10 protein-coding genes and 1 pseudogene are annotated in these 15,550 nt (G+C 72.4%); 5 read left to right on the plus strand and 6 right to left on the minus strand.

Translation table 11 applies throughout. The features are described from left to right. The first annotated feature begins 240 nt into the window (after positions 1-240). Both C2865_RS07625 and C2865_RS07630 read left to right on the plus strand, forming a co-directional pair. Positions 241-1,059: a hypothetical protein gene (locus C2865_RS07625; RefSeq protein ID WP_106397656.1), complete on the plus strand. Its 819-nt coding sequence runs from the start codon at positions 241-243 to the stop codon at positions 1,057-1,059. Between the two features lie 75 nt (positions 1,060-1,134). Beyond that, on the plus strand, positions 1,135-3,240 hold the full coding sequence (locus C2865_RS07630) for an acyl-CoA dehydrogenase family protein (RefSeq protein ID WP_106397657.1): 2,106 nt from the start codon (positions 1,135-1,137) through the stop codon (positions 3,238-3,240). A 3-nt stretch (positions 3,241-3,243) separates the two neighbouring features. Here C2865_RS07630 and C2865_RS07635 read toward each other — a convergent pair whose 3' ends face one another. Continuing rightward, positions 3,244-4,092: a hypothetical protein gene (locus C2865_RS07635; protein WP_106397658.1), complete on the minus strand. Its 849-nt coding sequence runs from the start codon at positions 4,090-4,092 to the stop codon at positions 3,244-3,246. A gap of 85 nt (positions 4,093-4,177) precedes the next feature. Further along, positions 4,178-4,942: an FkbM family methyltransferase gene (locus C2865_RS07640; RefSeq protein ID WP_106397659.1), complete on the minus strand. Its 765-nt coding sequence runs from the start codon at positions 4,940-4,942 to the stop codon at positions 4,178-4,180. Between the two features lie 64 nt (positions 4,943-5,006). Between C2865_RS07640 and C2865_RS40590 the strand changes: the two genes are divergently transcribed. Continuing rightward, a complete protein-coding gene (locus tag C2865_RS40590) occupies positions 5,007-6,221 on the plus strand; it encodes an acyltransferase family protein (protein WP_157963608.1) in 1,215 nt (404 codons plus the stop codon). Between the two features lie 1,953 nt (positions 6,222-8,174). Here C2865_RS40590 and C2865_RS40595 read toward each other — a convergent pair. The 4 genes and pseudogenes from C2865_RS40595 to C2865_RS07660 form a co-directional block, all read right to left on the minus strand. Continuing rightward, a pseudogene (locus C2865_RS40595) lies at positions 8,175-10,250 on the minus strand (alpha-(1->3)-arabinofuranosyltransferase domain-containing protein); the annotation flags it as partial. Beyond that, entirely contained in the window at positions 10,240-11,409 is a 1,170-nt protein-coding gene (locus tag C2865_RS07655; RefSeq protein WP_232835447.1) for a glycosyltransferase family 4 protein, read from the minus strand. The gene C2865_RS07655 and the pseudogene C2865_RS40595, both read right to left, overlap by 11 nt. Before the next feature lie 12 nt (positions 11,410-11,421). Beyond that, positions 11,422-11,550 carry a hypothetical protein gene (locus C2865_RS41355; RefSeq protein ID WP_269802699.1) on the minus strand — a complete coding sequence of 43 codons (129 nt, stop codon included), beginning with the start codon at positions 11,548-11,550 and terminating at the stop codon, positions 11,422-11,424. Between the two features lie 58 nt (positions 11,551-11,608). After that, positions 11,609-13,099: an MmpA family trehalose lipid delivery protein gene (locus tag C2865_RS07660; protein ID WP_198653082.1), complete on the minus strand. Its 1,491-nt coding sequence runs from the start codon at positions 13,097-13,099 to the stop codon at positions 11,609-11,611. Between the two features lie 267 nt (positions 13,100-13,366). On the opposite strand from C2865_RS07660, the gene C2865_RS07665 reads away from it, so the two are divergent. After that, entirely contained in the window at positions 13,367-14,377 is a 1,011-nt protein-coding gene (locus tag C2865_RS07665; RefSeq protein ID WP_106397663.1) for a cell envelope lipid trafficking protein PgfA, read from the plus strand. A 42-nt stretch (positions 14,378-14,419) separates the two neighbouring features. Continuing rightward, the gene (locus tag C2865_RS07670) at positions 14,420-15,532 is read left to right on the plus strand and encodes an NAD(P)H-dependent flavin oxidoreductase (protein WP_106397664.1); all 1,113 of its coding nucleotides are present in this window, start codon (positions 14,420-14,422) and stop codon (positions 15,530-15,532) included. Positions 15,533-15,550 lie beyond the last annotated feature (18 nt).

A 15,550-nucleotide genomic window follows, 5' to 3' on the forward strand; every position in this document is an offset into this window, starting at 1 on the left:
GAGTTCTCCGAGCCGGAGATCGGTAGGCCGGTGGCCGGAGGGCCCGCCTGGAACGGTCAGGGACGGGGTAACGGACAGGGTGAAAACCCTGGGCCGGCCCCCGGTGGCGGACACCCCTCGGACGAGGCCGACTTCGGCGGGCTGGACGACGGCCCCGGGGTCGCGCAGTACGCGGGAGTGGACCTCTCGGGCCCGGCGGAACCCCCCAAGGCCGGAATCCCCAGCAGCGGGAACTGGCAGATGCCCGAATGGATGCGGGAAGAGACCGAGGCCAACCGGGCGGCGAGCACCGGAGCCGGGTTCGACGAGCAGGAGATGCGCCGGGACCGGTCGCGGACCTACCTGTTCGCCGGCATCGGAGCGGCGGCGGTCGCCGGGATCGTGGCGCTCGGGGTCTTCGTGCTCACCGGCGACGGAAGCAGCGGCGAAGCCGAGGTGAAGGCGCGGCCGGGCGTCACCACGCCCAGTGCGGGGCCGGAAGACCGGACGGTGCTGCCGCCGCACAAGGAGCTGGCGGCCTTCCGGGGTACCGGATCGCCCGTCACCGGGATGTTCCCCGACCCCGAGTCCGGCCTGCAGGTGCCGCAGTTCGGCGGAGGCTGGGTCGAGCCGAACAAGAAGAACAGGCTCGCCCAGTCGGGCTGGACCGGCCAGCAGATCCTGGTGACCGAGAAGAAGGGCACCCAGCTGTGGTACGGGTCCGTCCTGACCTCCCCGCTGGGACCGGTGGAACGGCGGATCTGGGACAAGGGCGGCAGCCTGGAGAAGAACGCCGTGGCGGTCGCCTCCAACCTGGAGGAGCGGCTGTACGGCTTCCCGCACGAGACCGCCGAGCTGGCCTCCCAGCCGCTGAAGGTCGACGGCCGTGACGGCTGGCTGGTCGCCCGCCACCTCAAGTACGACCGCAAGCCGATCCGCGCCGGATCCGAGGTCGTGGCGATCGCGCTGATCGACACCGGCGAGCGCTACCCGTCGGTGCTGTTCGTCTCCCTGCCCGACACCCACAAGAAGCTGTGGCCGGACGTCAACACGGTGATCTCGCAGCTCAAGGTGGGTTGAGCGGCCCGGCCGCCGAACAGAACCGAATTCCATTCTAGTAATCTCTCCTTACCCCCGAGGTGAGGAGAGATCCCCATGGCCATCGGCCTGACCGAAGAACACCAAGCCCTGGCGGCGTCCGTACGCGGCCTGGCCGAACGGCACATCCCCGTCGAGGCGGTCCGGGCCGGCGAACCCCGGCCCGCCTTCTGGAGCGCCCTGGCGGCGCAGGGGCTGCTCGGGCTGCACCTGCCGGAGGAGCACGGCGGCCAGGGCTTCACCCTGGTGGAGCTGGCCGTCGCCGTGGAGGAGCTGGGCCGGGCCATGGCCCCCGGCCCGTTCGTCCCGACCGTGCTCGCCTCGGCGCTGCTGGCGGGCTCCTCGGCGGCGGGCGAGCACCTGCCCGCGCTGGCCGACGGTTCCAGGACGGCCGCGGTGGCGCTGGAGGCCGAGCTGACCCGCGACGGCCGGACCGTACGCGGCACCGCCGAGTTCGTTCTGGGCGCCGAGGGCGCCGACCTCCTCCTGCTGCCCGTGGACGGCGGCGAGTGGGTGCTGCTGGAGGCCGCGGACGTGACGGTGACGCCGCACGAGAGCCTGGACGTCACCCGCGGCACGGCCTCGGTGAACGTCGACGGTGCGACCGCCGCACCCGTCACGGGCGTGGGGGACGCGCGGGCCCTCTCGTCCGTCATCCTGGGCGCGGAGGCCTGCGGCGTGGCCTGGCGGGCGCTGGACGAGGCCGTGGCGTACGCCGGGCTGAGGGAGCAGTTCGGCCGTCCCATCGGCCAGTTCCAGGGGATCAAGCACAAGCTCGCCCGCATGATGGTGCTGGTGGAGCGGGCCGGGGCCGCGGTGTGGGACGCCGCCCGCTCGCAGGCTCCCTACGCCGTCGAGTCCGCCGCCGAGCTGGCCGCCGACGCGGCCGTCAGGTGCGCCGAGGAGAACATCCAGACGCACGGCGGCATCGGCTACACCTACGAGCACAGCGCCCACCTGTTCTACCGGCGTGCCCTGACGCTGCGCGCCCTGGTCGACCGGGGCGGCGACCGGCTGGCCGCGCTGGCGCTGGACGGCGTCCGGCCCGAGACCGCGGTGGAGCTGCCCGAGGACGCCGAGCCGCTGCGCGAGCGCATCCGCGCCAGGGCGGCCGAGCTGGCCGCCATGCACCCCCTCGCCCAGCGCGCCGCGATGGCAGAGGAGGGCTGGGTGACCCCGCACCTGCCCGAGCCCTGGGGCCGCGGCGCCGGACCGCTGGAGCAGGTCCTCATCGCCCAGGAGCTCAAGGCGGCCCGGGTCCGCCCCGTCCCGCTGCTGATCGGCGCCTGGGTGGTGCCCTCGCTCGTCCAGTACGGCACGCCCGCGCAGCAGGAGCGCTTCCTGCCGGCGACGCTGCGCGGCGAGATCCTGTGGTGCCAGCTGTTCAGCGAGCCGGGCGCCGGCTCGGACCTGGCCTCGCTGAGGACCCGCGCCGTCCGCGCCGAGGGCGGCTGGCGGATCACCGGCCAGAAGATCTGGACGTCCCTGGGCCAGCACGCCCAGTGGGGCATCTGCCTGGCCCGGACCGACCCCGACGCCCCCAAGCACGAGGGCATCACCTACTTCCTCGTGGACATGGGGAGCGCGGGCGTGGACGTGCGGCCGCTCAAGGAGGTGACCGGCGACGAGATCTTCAACGAGGTCTTCCTGGACGAGGTCTTCGTCCCCGACGACCTGGTCGTCGGCCCGGCCGGCGCCGGCTGGCGGGTCGCCCGCAACACCCTGGCCAACGAGCGCGTCGGCCTGACCTCCTCCTTCCAGCTCGGCGAGAACATGGAGAAGCTCGTCCGCCTGGTCCTGGAGCTGGGCGCGGGCGGCGACCCGGTCGTGCGCAGGGGCCTGGCGGAGCTGGCAGCCGACGAGCACGCCTACCTGATGCTGGGCCTGCGCGCCGTCCTGAAGCAGCTGTCGGGCACCGACCCCGGCACCACGGCCACCGTCCGCAAGCTGGTGGCGATGGAGCACGGCCAGCGCGTCACCGAGTTCGGCTTCGGCCTGCTCGGCCCCCGCGGCGTGCTCACCGGCGACCGCAAGAGCGGCCTCCAGCGCCGCTGGACCCGCTCCCTGCTGGCCTCCCGCGCCATGACCATCGGCGGCGGCACCACCGAGATCAACCTCAACGTGATCGGCGAACGCATCCTCGGCCTGCCGAAGGACGCGTGAGGCCTACTTCATGTCGGAGTAGATGACGCCGATGCCGGTGGCGCTGACCGGGGTCATCCCGTTCAGCGAACCCACGATCGCGTGGTCCTTGGCATCGGCGTACAGCTCCAGCTGGAGGCCGAGCGCGCCGAGCGAGCCGATCTGCGGGGGGATCAGGTCGCGGATGTCCTGGGGCATGCCCTCCAGGAGGGCGTCGGCCGGAGTCAGCCCGAGCTTGTACTTGTAGAACTTGGTCTTGCGGCTGAAGGTCTTCTCGACGTTCGGGAGCTTCTGGACGTTCCGTGTCAGCGTGCGCGGGTCCGCCTCGTGGCGCAGCTGGTCGATCTCCTCGACGGACAGCTTCTCCCGGTCGACGTTGCCGTCGGGGGTCCGGGTGGTCCGCACGCGGTTCTTGACGACGACATGGGTGATGCCGGTCTTCTTCCACTTCTTGTTCTCGAGGACGTATTCGGTGGTCTTCGCCTCCATGAAGAACTTCGGCTTCATGATGAACTTCGCCACTTCCTGAGAGTTCGTGGTGCCCGACACCTGGGCCATGAGCATGCCGATCTGCCGGGTGAAGGAGGTCAGCTCGGCCGGCAGCGGCTTGGCGGCCGGCACCTCGCCGACGGGCTGGGCCGGCGGGGGTGCGGAGGGCATCGGGGGCAGCGCCACGGCGGGCGGGGCCTCGAGCGTCGGCGGCGGCTTGGGGGCGCCCGGGTACTCCTCGACGACCGGAGAGGCGGCGGTCTCGGAGGGACGGCCGGCGTCGAAGCCTCCGTCGACCTTGACCAGCGCCAGCACGGCGACCGGCACCAGAGCCACGGCGATGATCGTGGCGATGCCGATCGTCCGGTCGGTACGACGATCCACGGGAGTCCTCCTGAGGGGGGGTCAGGGAAGATTCAACAGCAAATGACCCGCAAGTAACAACGTGCACCAGAAGTGGCGACAGGGGTCAGATCGCACCGGAGGGATGTCGGAACAGTACCGAATTGACATATCTCGTGCCTGGAAACAGTACCCGGCTGGGAAATGAGCGGGCCAGCTGTGCGGCATGTGAACGCTGATGCGATGCGAGATCGAAACCTTCCAACGGCCGCCAGTGGCCGTCCACCAGGATCTCACCCCGGTACCCCCAGCCCTCCAGCAGGGACAGGACCGGTTCGAGCGGCTGGTGACGGGCCTCCAGCTCCAGAAGGAGGACGGGGAGGTCCCGCCGGATCGTGCGCTCGGCCCCCCGCAGGGCCGCCCCCTCGTGGCCCTCGATGTCGATCTTGATGAAGCGCACGTCCGCGACGGCGAGATCGTCGATCCGCGTCCGGGGGACGGTGGCCGGGACGGCGCCCGGCTGGCCTTTTCCGGCCTCCTCGACCGAGGAGACCCCGACGATCGCCCCGGCCGCGGGCGACCACAGGGTCGTCGGGCCGTCCCGGTCGGACGCGGCCGCGGCCACCACCCGCGCCTGCGGAAAGGTGCGCGCCAGCAGCCGGGCCAGGTCCGGGTCGGCCTCGATCGTCACCACCCGGTCGGCCCGCCGCAGCAGCCGGGCGGTCCAGGGCCCGAACCAGCCCCCGACGTCCAGCGCGGTGCCGCCGCGCGGGACGAACTCCGCCAGCCGCGCCAGCTCCGGCTCGACCCGGGGATAGACGCCCCGGACCACCGCGCCGACCAGCGGGGCGGGCAGCAGGTCGGCGACCGCACGGGACAGGCGCTGGTTCATGCGCCGAACGTACCGGGCGGTACCGGGTGCACGGCAAACTGGTCGCACCCCTCGAGAGGCGAAGATGCTCCCCACCACCACCCCGTCGCCGCGGACCGGTCAGCCCACCGGCCATCTGGCCGCGCTGGACGGTGTGCGCAGCGTGGCGATCATGCTGGTGGTCGGGGTGCACGTGGCGGTGGCGACCGGCATGGCCGGCGAGAGCGGCCTGGGCTGGCAGATGCTGGCCAACGGCGGCGTCGGGGTGCCGATCTTCTTCGTGCTCTCGGGCTTCCTGCTGTACCGGCCGTTCGCGCGGGCCTCCCTGGACGGGACGAGGCGGCCGGACGTCCGGCGCTACCTGCGGCGCAGGGCACTGCGGGTCCTGCCCGCCTACTGGCTGATGCTGCCGTTCGTGCTCCCCCTGTTCAACCCCGAGGAGGCGCGCGACCCGCTCGTCTGGCTGCAGATGGTGACGCTCACCCAGAACTACGACCCGCACCCGCCGTGGCCGATGACGGCTTCCGGGCTCGAAGGGCTCGGGCCGATCTGGAGCCTGACGGTCGAGGCCGCGTTCTACGTGGTGCTGCCGCTGCTGGCGGCGGGGCTGCACCGCTTCTCCCGGGGCGAGCCGCGCAGGCTGCTGACGGGGCTGGGGCTGCTGGGCGGGCTCTCCCTGCTGGAGGCCGTCGGCCTGCGCTACGCCGAGTACCTCGGGACGGTCTTCGGCGGCGACCCCTTCCGGCTGCTCTTCTACAACGAGCACCTGCTGCCGCGCTCGCTGGTCTTCTTCGTGCTGGGCATGGCCATGGCGGTGCTGGCCGAGCGTCCGAACCGCTGGAGCGGCTTCGCGGGCGCGTCGCCGGGCCTGAGCTGGGCCGTCGCGGGCTGCGCGCTGGCGCTGATGTCCACACCGCTGGCCACGCCCATGAACGGGGTGCAGAGCGCCCACCAGTACCTGGTGCACAACCTGCTCTCGGTGGTGGTCTCCGCGGCGGTCGTCGCGCCCGCCGCCTTCGGGCACGACGGGCCCGCCGTCAGGGCCCTGCTGGCCAACCCGCTGATGTGCCGCCTGGGCCTGGTCTCCTACGGGGTGTTCCTATGGCACATGCCGGTGATCGAGCTGTGGTACGACCTCACCGGACGTTCCCTCTTCCTGGGCGACTTCTGGCTCGTCCTGGGGATCACGCTGGTCTTCTCGCTGATCCTCGCCGCGCTCAGCCACCTCTTCGTCGAGCAGCCCGCCCAGCGGCTCGGCCGCCGGTCCTTCCGGCCGCTTCCGGAGAGGGCTCAGCAGTAGCGCCGCCATCAGGACGCAGAGGCACGCCGGGAACCACTCGGTGAGGATCGCGTAGGGCTCGGGCAGGCCGCGCGTGTACAGGTAGCCGCCGAGCACCGTCGACCAGGCGGCCAGCCCCGCGAGGACCGGCAGGGCGGCGTCGGGAAGCCTTCGTGCGACCGGGACCGCCGCGGCGCCCGCCGCCAAGCCGACCGGGCCGGCGGTCCACAGGCCGAGGAGCGGCACGGCCCAGACGCGGACCAGGGGGGCGGGACGTCCGGCGGCGGGTCTCCGCAGCGCCGGGCCTCCGCCCGGAACGGCCGCGAGCACCGCGACGAGGAGGACGAGCATCAGGCCGACCAGCAGGCACAGCCGGTACGCCCGGTCGGGCTCGTAGACCAGCCGCACGGTTCCCGAGGCTCCCGCGGGCAGCTCCCAGCCCTGCTTCCAGCCGTCCAGGCGCACCGCCTTGAGGCGCTTTCCGTCCAGAAGCGCGACCCACCCTCCGTTGAAGTTCTCCGCAACCGCCAGGTAGGAGGGGCCGGAGGTCGCGACGGTCACCTCCCGCTCGGCGGCGCCCCACCGGCCGACTGCCGCTCTCGCGGGCGGGGCGGGCTCCCGGGACTGCCGGGCCGAGGGGGTGAGGGCGGCCGTGGAGATGAGGAACGCGGAGGAGGCGGAGCTGAGGGTGAGGCGGCCTGCGGGGGCGGTGACCGCCCGGCACGACTCGTAGCGGACGGCCCGACCGGCCAGGAGGTCGGCGCGGGCGGCGCCGACCAGCCGGGTCTCGATCTCGGCGGAGCCGAGGGTGAAGGAGGGCCCGGCGCCGCAGGCGGAGGGGACGGGGCCGGAGGACTCCAGCGCGGGAACGCCGGGGATCTCGACCTCGGTGACCTGGACGGCCTTGACGCGGGGGAACCCGATGGTGAGGGTCCCGGTCCTCATGGGGGCGAAGGAGAAGACCCCCTTCTTGTCGACGAAGCCCTCGCGGACCTGGCCCCGGTCGCCCGTGACGGTGACACGGGTGAGGCCGCGTTTGGCGGGGAAGCGGAAGACCAGCCTCGACAGGGTGCGGGCGGCGCCCAGGCCGCGGGTGAGGGTGGGGCCCTCCTCGTCCAGAGAACTGGTCCAGACGGTGGCGCGGTCGCCGTCGAAGGCCGAGCGGGCCAGGGCCGCGGGATGGTCCACCAGCAGGGAGGAGGCCGTGACGCCGTCCGCGCCGGTGGAGGCGGAGACGAGTCCGCCGTCGGTGAGGATCGCGGTGCCGCCCAGCCGGACGGGGCCGCCGGGGGAGGTGAAGGTGCGGTGGAAGGAGTCCCCTTCCTCGCTTTCGGCGGCCAGGTAGGGGGAGCAGACCCAGGCTTCCGAACCGCGCATGCAGGCGGGAGCGTAGCCGTTGAGGCCGGTGAACACCTGCGCCGAGGCTTCGCCGGGCACCGCGATCGCGCGGCGCGGGGTGACGCCGGGGATGTCCAGCTCGGTGATCGCGACCCGGGTGCCGAGGGTGAGCGCGGATTCGGCGGCGGTCGCGGTGACCTTGATCCGGAGCCAGCCGGTGGCCCCGGCGGGGACCCTCAGCGGCTGCGCCTCACCGGTGTCGCGGACCGGCTGGACGAGCCTTCCCGCGGCGGTCGCGACCTCCACCTCGGTGACGGCCGGCCCGAGGAAGTCCCCCCTGCCGAAGGCGATCCGGATCCGTCTCGGGTCCCGGGCCGCGGGGAACTCCACCTTGAGCCACTCGCCGAGGGCGCCGGACCAGCCGGAGGAGGTCCAGGAGGTGTCGGCGTCGCCGTCGAGGGCGGCGAACGGGTGCCTGGAGACCGAGCCGCTCTCCAGGGCGGAGGTGACGTCGGCCGCGCTGGAGGAGGCGGTGACCCCCTTGATCCCCGTCACCTCGGCGACGGAGCGGTGCTCCTCCCAGCCGTCCTCGGTGAAGTCCTTGACCTCGGTGCCCCCGATGTACTCCTGGTCCGCCTCCATGGTGGGGGAGGAGCCGCCGCGCAGGGTGGAGAAGGCCAGCTCCCTGCGGCGCAGGGAGTCCGTCGCGACGTCGGGCTCCCCCTCGTTGACCAGCACGGGCCGCCCGCCGTCGAGCAGGCCCTGGTCGGCCAGCGCGATCAGCGCCTCGGGGCCTCCGGAGACCCGCAGCGGCTCCCGCTCCACCACCGAGGCGACGGGCTCGGTTCCGGGCACCTCGTAGATCTCGACGGGCGGGTACTCCTGGTCCATCGATCCGGTCGCGTCCGTGAACTCCGCTCCCACCGGCTTCCCGAACTCGGCGGCCCTGCGGATCTGCGGCATCGCGGCCAGCGCGTCGTGCAGCCGCGCGGGCCACGCGCCGTTCAGCACGCTCCGGTCCACGTCGTTGCGGATCAGCAGGTACCGGACGCCCATCCGGGACAGCACGGCGGCCAGGCCCGGCGAGCCGCGGCCCGCCGCGAACCGTTCGTCGATCGTCTGCATCAGCCGGGCCAGCCCCGCGGACCCGCCGGGGGTCACCATCCGCCCGGCCCAGCGGCCCTGGAACAGCGACTGCAGCGGATCGTCCATCATCTGCCCGTACAGGTACTGCCCGAACTGCTGGCCCGGCAGCGTGAGCACGGCCCCGTCCCGCTGCTCCAGGCGCCCGTCCAGCCAGTCGGTGGCGTCGTGCATGTACCGCGGAACGCCCTTGGGCGCGTTCGGCACCCCCAGCCCCGGCGACACCGTCGGCACAACCGTCACCCCGACCAGCGCGACCGCGACCACGCGCGCCGTCCCGAGCCGCCGGATCCCGTCGAGCGCCTGCCGCGCGGCCGCCTGCCGCTCCGCGCCGACGACGCCCGCGGCCTTGCGCAGGACCGCGGCGGAGAGGGGGCCGAAACGTGTACGGCGGCCGGGCCCGGCACGCCCGCCCGCCGGGCCGGGAACGGGGAGGAGGCAGGCGAGGCCGAGAGCGAGAGGGAGCCGGAGCAGGGCGTCGAACTTGTGGAGGTTGCGGAAGGCGGCCAGGGGGCCGTCGAGCAGGTCGCGGAAGTGGTCGGCGAGGAACGTGCCGGGGTGCCCGGCGACGATGACGGCGAGGCCGAGGAGGAGGGTGGCGGCGAGGAAGGAGCGGTGCGGCGAGCGGCGGATGCCCAGCAGGCCCAGACCGGCGACGAGGGTGGTGGCCAGGACCAGCCAGGAGGCTCCGGCCAGGGCGTTGCCCGCCGGCCACCAGGGGCTGAATCCGGGGGACAGGAAGGCGGTCCACTGGGAGGAGCCGCGCAGCACGTTCGTCACCGAGGTGATCGAGGTGGTGGTGGCCGCGGTCTCGGTATAGGGCAGGAACTCGAAGATGTGGCGGCCCATCAGGTAGGTGGGGGCCAGCCACCAGAACGACGCCGCCGCGGTCAGCGGCAGCCACCACGGCAGCAGCCGCCGCCGGTACCAGAGCAGGTACAGCAGGGGGACGACCAGGACCGCCAGCTCGGCGGTGGCGTTGATCCCGCCGCAGGCCACCACGGCCAGGGCGGACAGGGCCGCGGCCCGCCTCGGGGAGCGGACGGTGACCAGCGGCAGCAACATCCAGGGCAGGACCGCCGTGGGCCAGAACTCCGAGGAGTTCGTGCCGAGGAGCACCTGGGCGCGGGGCGCCAGCGCGTAGGCGAACCCGGCGAGCAGCCGCGTGCCGGGACTGCCGGCCCCCAGTGCCCCGGCGAGCCTGACCACGCCGAGGAAGGCGGTGCACAGCACCAGGCCGAGCCACGCCCGCTGGGTGATCCACGGTGGCACGTGCAGCAGGTCGCCGAGCCGGTAGAACGGGCCCATCGGGAAGAAGTAGCCGTACGCCTGGTTCTGCACCTGCCCCAGCGAGACCGCCGGATCCCACATGTGCAGCGCCCGCTCCAGGAAGCCCGAGGGGTTCAGCGCCATGTCCAGCTTGGTGTCGGGCAGGATCCGCCCCGGAGTGATCGTGAACGCCAGCGTCACCAGCACCAGCAGCGACGCCAGGATCCGCGCCCTGTCCCGCGCGGCGGTCCCCGGGGCTGGGGAGTGGTCGGCCCTGCCGGGGCACGTGTCAGAAGGCATCCAGATCGTCCTGGATGAGGCGGTGCATGCGGTCGCCGCTGGATTCCCAGGTGAAGGTGGCCGCCCAGGCGGTGCAGGCGGCCCGGACCTGGGGGCGGCGGGCGGCGAGCTCCTTGAGGGCGCGGCGCACGGTGTCGGCCAGGTCCTCACCGGGCAGGGCGAGCCAGCCGGTCTCGCCGTCGCGGATCGCGTCGCGCAGGCCGTTGACGTCGTAGGCGACGGTGGGGACGCCCAGCGCGGCGGCCTCGATCACCGACAGGCCCCAGCCCTCGTAGCGGGAGGCCGAGACGTGCAGGTCGGCTCCGGCGAGGAGCTCGTCCTTGGCGTGTTCGGGCAGGAAGCCGTGCAGCCTGACGTGCTCGTCGAGGCCCAGGTCGCGGACACGGGCGGCGAGCGCCGCGTGCTGCTCGCCCCGCCCGACGACGTGCAGGCGGACGCCCGGCATGTCCGCGCGCAGCCGGTCGGCCATGTCCACCAGCCGTTCGATCCTCTTGTGGGCGACGAGCCGCCCCACGCAGACGATGGACGGGCTGCCGTCGGCGACCGCCTCGGGCAGGAGGGCGGGCTGGGGCGCCCCGTTCGGCACGATGTAGATCGGCCCGCGCCAGCCGAGCCGGGAGCGCAGCTCGCGGGCGGTGGAGGGGGAGACCGCGACGGTCGGCCGCCTCCGGTACAGCCGCCGGGCGACCGGCCCTTCGAGGAAGCGGCCGATGGTGGCCATGAGGGGGCCGAAGTAGACGTGGAACTGCTCGTCGTGCACGTGGTGCACCAACAGGATGATCTTGGTCCGGCGGGCGAGGGCCAGGGGGGAGAGGAAGGGCACCCCGTTCATGCAGTCGATCGCCACGTCGAAGGAGCGGCGGTGCCGCAGCAACCAGGCCAGCACCAGCGGATAGCGGGAGTACACCCCGCCCGTCCGGACGATCTCGATGCCCGAGCGCAGCTCCCGGCGTGCCTGCCCCGGCTCCCGGCTGGTCACGAAGGTGACGTGCGCGCCGCGCAGGCGCAGCTGCTCGCTGATCTGCCAGGCGTACAGCTCCGCGCCCCCGGCGGCGCGCTGCCAGGGGTCGCGCCAGTTGACGATTGCGACCCGCAGGGGCTCGCCCCCGCGCTCCCGCAGGCGTCCGGCTTCCCCTACCGTCCCCGTTGACCGTGCCACATCGCCGCGCGGCTAGCGCGCCCCGTAGTTGTAGATCGGGTTGGGCTTGGGCGCGGGCTTGCCGGTGGAGGCGCTGACGACGGCCATGGACGAGGCGGTGGCCAGCAGCACTCCAGCGATGATCGCGACCAGGATGCGCATCGTCAGCCTTTCTCGTGTTCACCCGGGAAGGGCTAACAGTAGAGCTATTTGTACCAAATCAGCCAGAGTGGTCCAGCAGGTAGACGAGAAGGGTGGGGCCTTGCAGAGCGACTTCGGCTTTTGTGAGCCGATTGGTCCATGATTTCTCTGATAGGTCTCTGCTGATCACCACATAACGAAACCCCGCGTCCGCCAGTGCGGAGGCCAGATCCCCGCCGCCCCGCAGCAGCCGGTCGGTCTCGACGGTCTCGGGATCCTCCTGCGCCAGTTCGCGGTTCCCGACCCGCAGCCCGTCGTTCCAGACGACCCGCCGCCCCGTCATCCGGGGCCACGGGTCGAGCACGGCACGCCCTTCGTTCCACGCCGGCCGCCGGTAGGCGCCCCACGGCAGCGACAACACCTTGCCGCCCACCGGATCCGAGTCGATCATCCGCTGCGCCGCGAGCCACTCCCGCGGGTACTCCACCGAATCCAGCCGCCCGAAGGCGCCCCACGCCAGGGTCGGCAGCACCATCACGGGCACGAGCGCCACCCAGGCCCCGCGCCATCCGCGCATCTCCCGTCCCAGGGCGGCCGCCGCCCGGCGCGTCCTGCCGGGGACCGGCGTGCCGGCCTCTCTCCCGTCCCGGGGGCCTTCGGGGCGGACGGCGAGGTGGGAGAGGCCGAGGGCCAGGGCCAGCGCCAGCGGGGCGATGTAGAGGTGGGCGTCGCGCAGGACGCCGAAGGCGGGCCAGAGGTCGACGAGCGTGCGAAGGAGGGCGCGGCCGGGGGCGGTGATGCCGATGGAGGCCAGGCCCAGGCCCAGGGCGCCGGAGGCCAGGGCCGCGCGGGCCGGCGGCGCGGAGCGGTGGGCGAGCAGCGCGGCGAGCGCGGCGAGGCAGAGGAGGAGCCGCAGGAGGGAGGGTAGGAAGAGGGAGTAGCCCGAAGGCACGGTCTCGGCGTTCCAGATGCCGCCGAGGGACAGCAGGCTGCCGAAGGTCCCGAAAGGGGTGTCGGCGCGGGCGGCGAACAGGTCGACGCCCAGCGGGTCGGTGCGGGTGCCGGAGGCGTTGAGGAGCGCCGGGACCAGCCAGGGCAGGGCCATCGCCGTGAAGACCAGGACGGCGCGGAGGGCGCCCCTTCCCCGGACCGCGACCAGCCCGCCGAACAGGACGAGGGCGGTGACGTTCATGGCGGCGAAGCCCCCCGCGGCCGCCGGGACGAGCGCGGCGGCGAGGGCGAGCGGGCGCCGCCGCAGGACGGCGTCCAGCACCCACGGCAGTCCGGCGTATCCCAGGAGCAGCGCCCAGTGGCCGAGGAGGAGGCGCTCTGCGACGTAGGGGTTCCACAGGTAGAAGACGACGGCGGCGAGCCCGGCCGGCGTGCCGCCGGGGACGAGCCGTCCCACGCCCGCGGCCGCCAGGACGAAGACCGCCAGCAGGATCAGCTGCTGCGACCAGGGCAGGAAGGACAGGGCGGCGGCGAACGCGTCACTGGGCACCTGGCGGGGGAAGCCCCCGGTGGCGCCGAACATCGCGTCGGTCCGGGGCGGGTCCGGCACGAACACCATGTCGTAGCTCAGCACGAAGCCCGGGCGCAGCGCCGGGCCCAGGATCAGCAGGCCCAGGCCGAGCCCGGTGAGCGCGGGGAGGAACCGGCGTGCCGTCAGGGCTGGTCTCCGTCTCGCAGGTGCCGTATCCGTCGCCAGAGACTACGGCCTGGTATCAGCCTTCTCGACAAAAGCTCACGGAAAGCTTGCTCCGGTATGGTTACGCGCTAGTACGGGCAGAGGCCGCAAGTCGGGCCTTCAATGGGTTTTCTCTGGAGGTACTGAAGCATGAAGCGCGGCGGCTTCCTGCTCGTGATGCTGGGAGCCTTCTTCCTGGCCATGGCGCCCCTGACCCGCTTCTACATAGCGGACCGGGTGATCGCGGCTCCGCTGGACTTCGGCGAGAACCTCACGCTGGCAGCATCCGAAGCGTCCTATTTCGACCGGTCTAAGAGTAAGGCGGTCCCGAGCAAGGAGCTGGAGGCGCGCCTGAACGTCGGCGGCGACGTCAGGTCGGGCGACGATGAGCGCCTGATCCTGAACGGCATCCTCCAGCTGTACTCGGGCGACCACCCGATTTCGTTGAACGAGTTCCGGCTGGCGCTCGACCGGCGGACGGGACAGCTCCACGGCACGGACGACACACATGTCGACCGGAACACCGAGATCACCCAGTCGGGGTACTGGATGATGCTGCCGGTCGCCAACGTGCGGAAGGACACCTACCAGCTCTTCGACCTGGTGACCGGCCGGACCTGGCCGGCGCGGTTCTCGGGCGTGGAAGAGGTCGAGGGGGTGAGCACCTACCGGTTCGAGCAGCACGTCGAGCCGACCATGGTGGGCCGGTCGAAGGAGAAGGTCGCGCCGACCGTCGTGGGGCTGCCGAAGAAGGCCAAGCCGGTGAAGATCGACCGCTACTACGAGTCGAAGAACACGTTGTGGATCGACCCGCGCACCGGGATGCCGGTGAAGATCCGCCAGGACGTCGACTCCACCCTGCGCACCGACAAGGGCGACGAGGGCACCTTCGTGCAGGCCGACCTGGTGCTCCAGGACAAGGACGTCAAGACCCTGGCCGGGCTGTCGGAGAAGTACGCCGGCAAGATCGAGCTGGTGCGCGACACGCTGCCGATGATCTTCCTGGCCGCCGGGTTCGTCCTGCTGGCCGCGGGCGGGGTGCTGAGCATGGCCGGCGGGTCCGGGGTGGGGCGGCGCGGCGGGGCCGACTCCGGCCAGGAAGTAGAACGTGTTCCCGGTCGGAGCGGTGATCCGCTGACTGGCTCTGTGAATAGTAAATAGAACCTGTTGCAGTTTCGCACCTCCGCGGCTTACAGTGCGGGGGTGCGGACACGTGTAACCGAGATGTTCGGTATCGAGTACCCGATCTTCGCTTTCAGTCACTGCCGCGACGTCGTCGTGGCGGTGAGCCGCGCAGGCGGCATGGGCGTCCTGGGTGCGCTGTACTTCACGCCGGAAGAGCTCGAGTTGGAGCTCAAGTGGATCGACGAGCACATCGGCGGCAAGCCGTACGGTGTGGACGTCGTGATGCCGGCCAAGTACGAGGGCGCGGACCTGGGCGACGCCGAGGAACTCCTGGGCAAGCTCCAGGCCATGATCCCCCAGCAGCACAAGGACTTCCTGGAGAACCTGCTGGCCGAGCACGGCGTCGAGCCGTCCACCGAGAGCGCCGACCGGGTGCTGCTCGGCTGGACGGACCAGACGGCCAGGCCGCAGGTCGAGGTGGCGCTCAAGCACCCGATCGCGCTGCTGGCCAACGCGCTCGGCCCGCCGCCCGCGGACGTCGTCGAGCTCGCCCACGAGCACGGCGTGAAGGTCGCGGGCCTGGCCTCCAGCGCCCACCACGCCCTCAAGCAGGAGGCCGTGGGCGTCGACATCATCGTCGCGCAGGGCACCGAGGCCGGCGGCCACACCGGTGAGGTCTCCACCATGGTCCTCATCCCGGACGTGGTCGACGCCGTCGGCGAGGACACCATCGTCCTGGCCGCGGGCGGCATCGGCCGGGGCCGCCAGGTCGCGGCGGGCATGGCACTGGGAGCCGAGGGCGCCTGGACGGGCAGCATCTGGCTGACCGTCGAGGAGGCCGACACCCCCGAGCAGGCCATCCCCAAGCTGCTGAGCGCCACCAGCCGCGACACCGTGCGCTCCCGCGCCTGGACGGGCAAGCCCGCCCGCTTCCTCAAGACCGCGTGGACGGAGGCGTGGGAGGCCGAGAACTCCCCGGGCTACCTCCCCATGCCCATGCAGTTCATGCTCATCTCCGACGCGCTCAAGCGCATCGGCCGCTCCGGCGACGGCGAGCTCGTCACCTTCCCGGTCGGCCAGATCGTCGGCTCCATGAACCAGGTCAAACCGGCCGCCCAGGTCGTCTACGACCTCATGGAGGAGTACATCGAGGCCCTCGACCGCCTCAACAAGATCACCAACGACGACTGACCCCGGTCCTCGTGCAGG

The organism is Actinocorallia populi (assembly GCF_002995495.1).
Classification (GTDB): Bacteria; Actinomycetota; Actinomycetes; order Streptosporangiales; family Streptosporangiaceae; genus Actinocorallia; species Actinocorallia populi.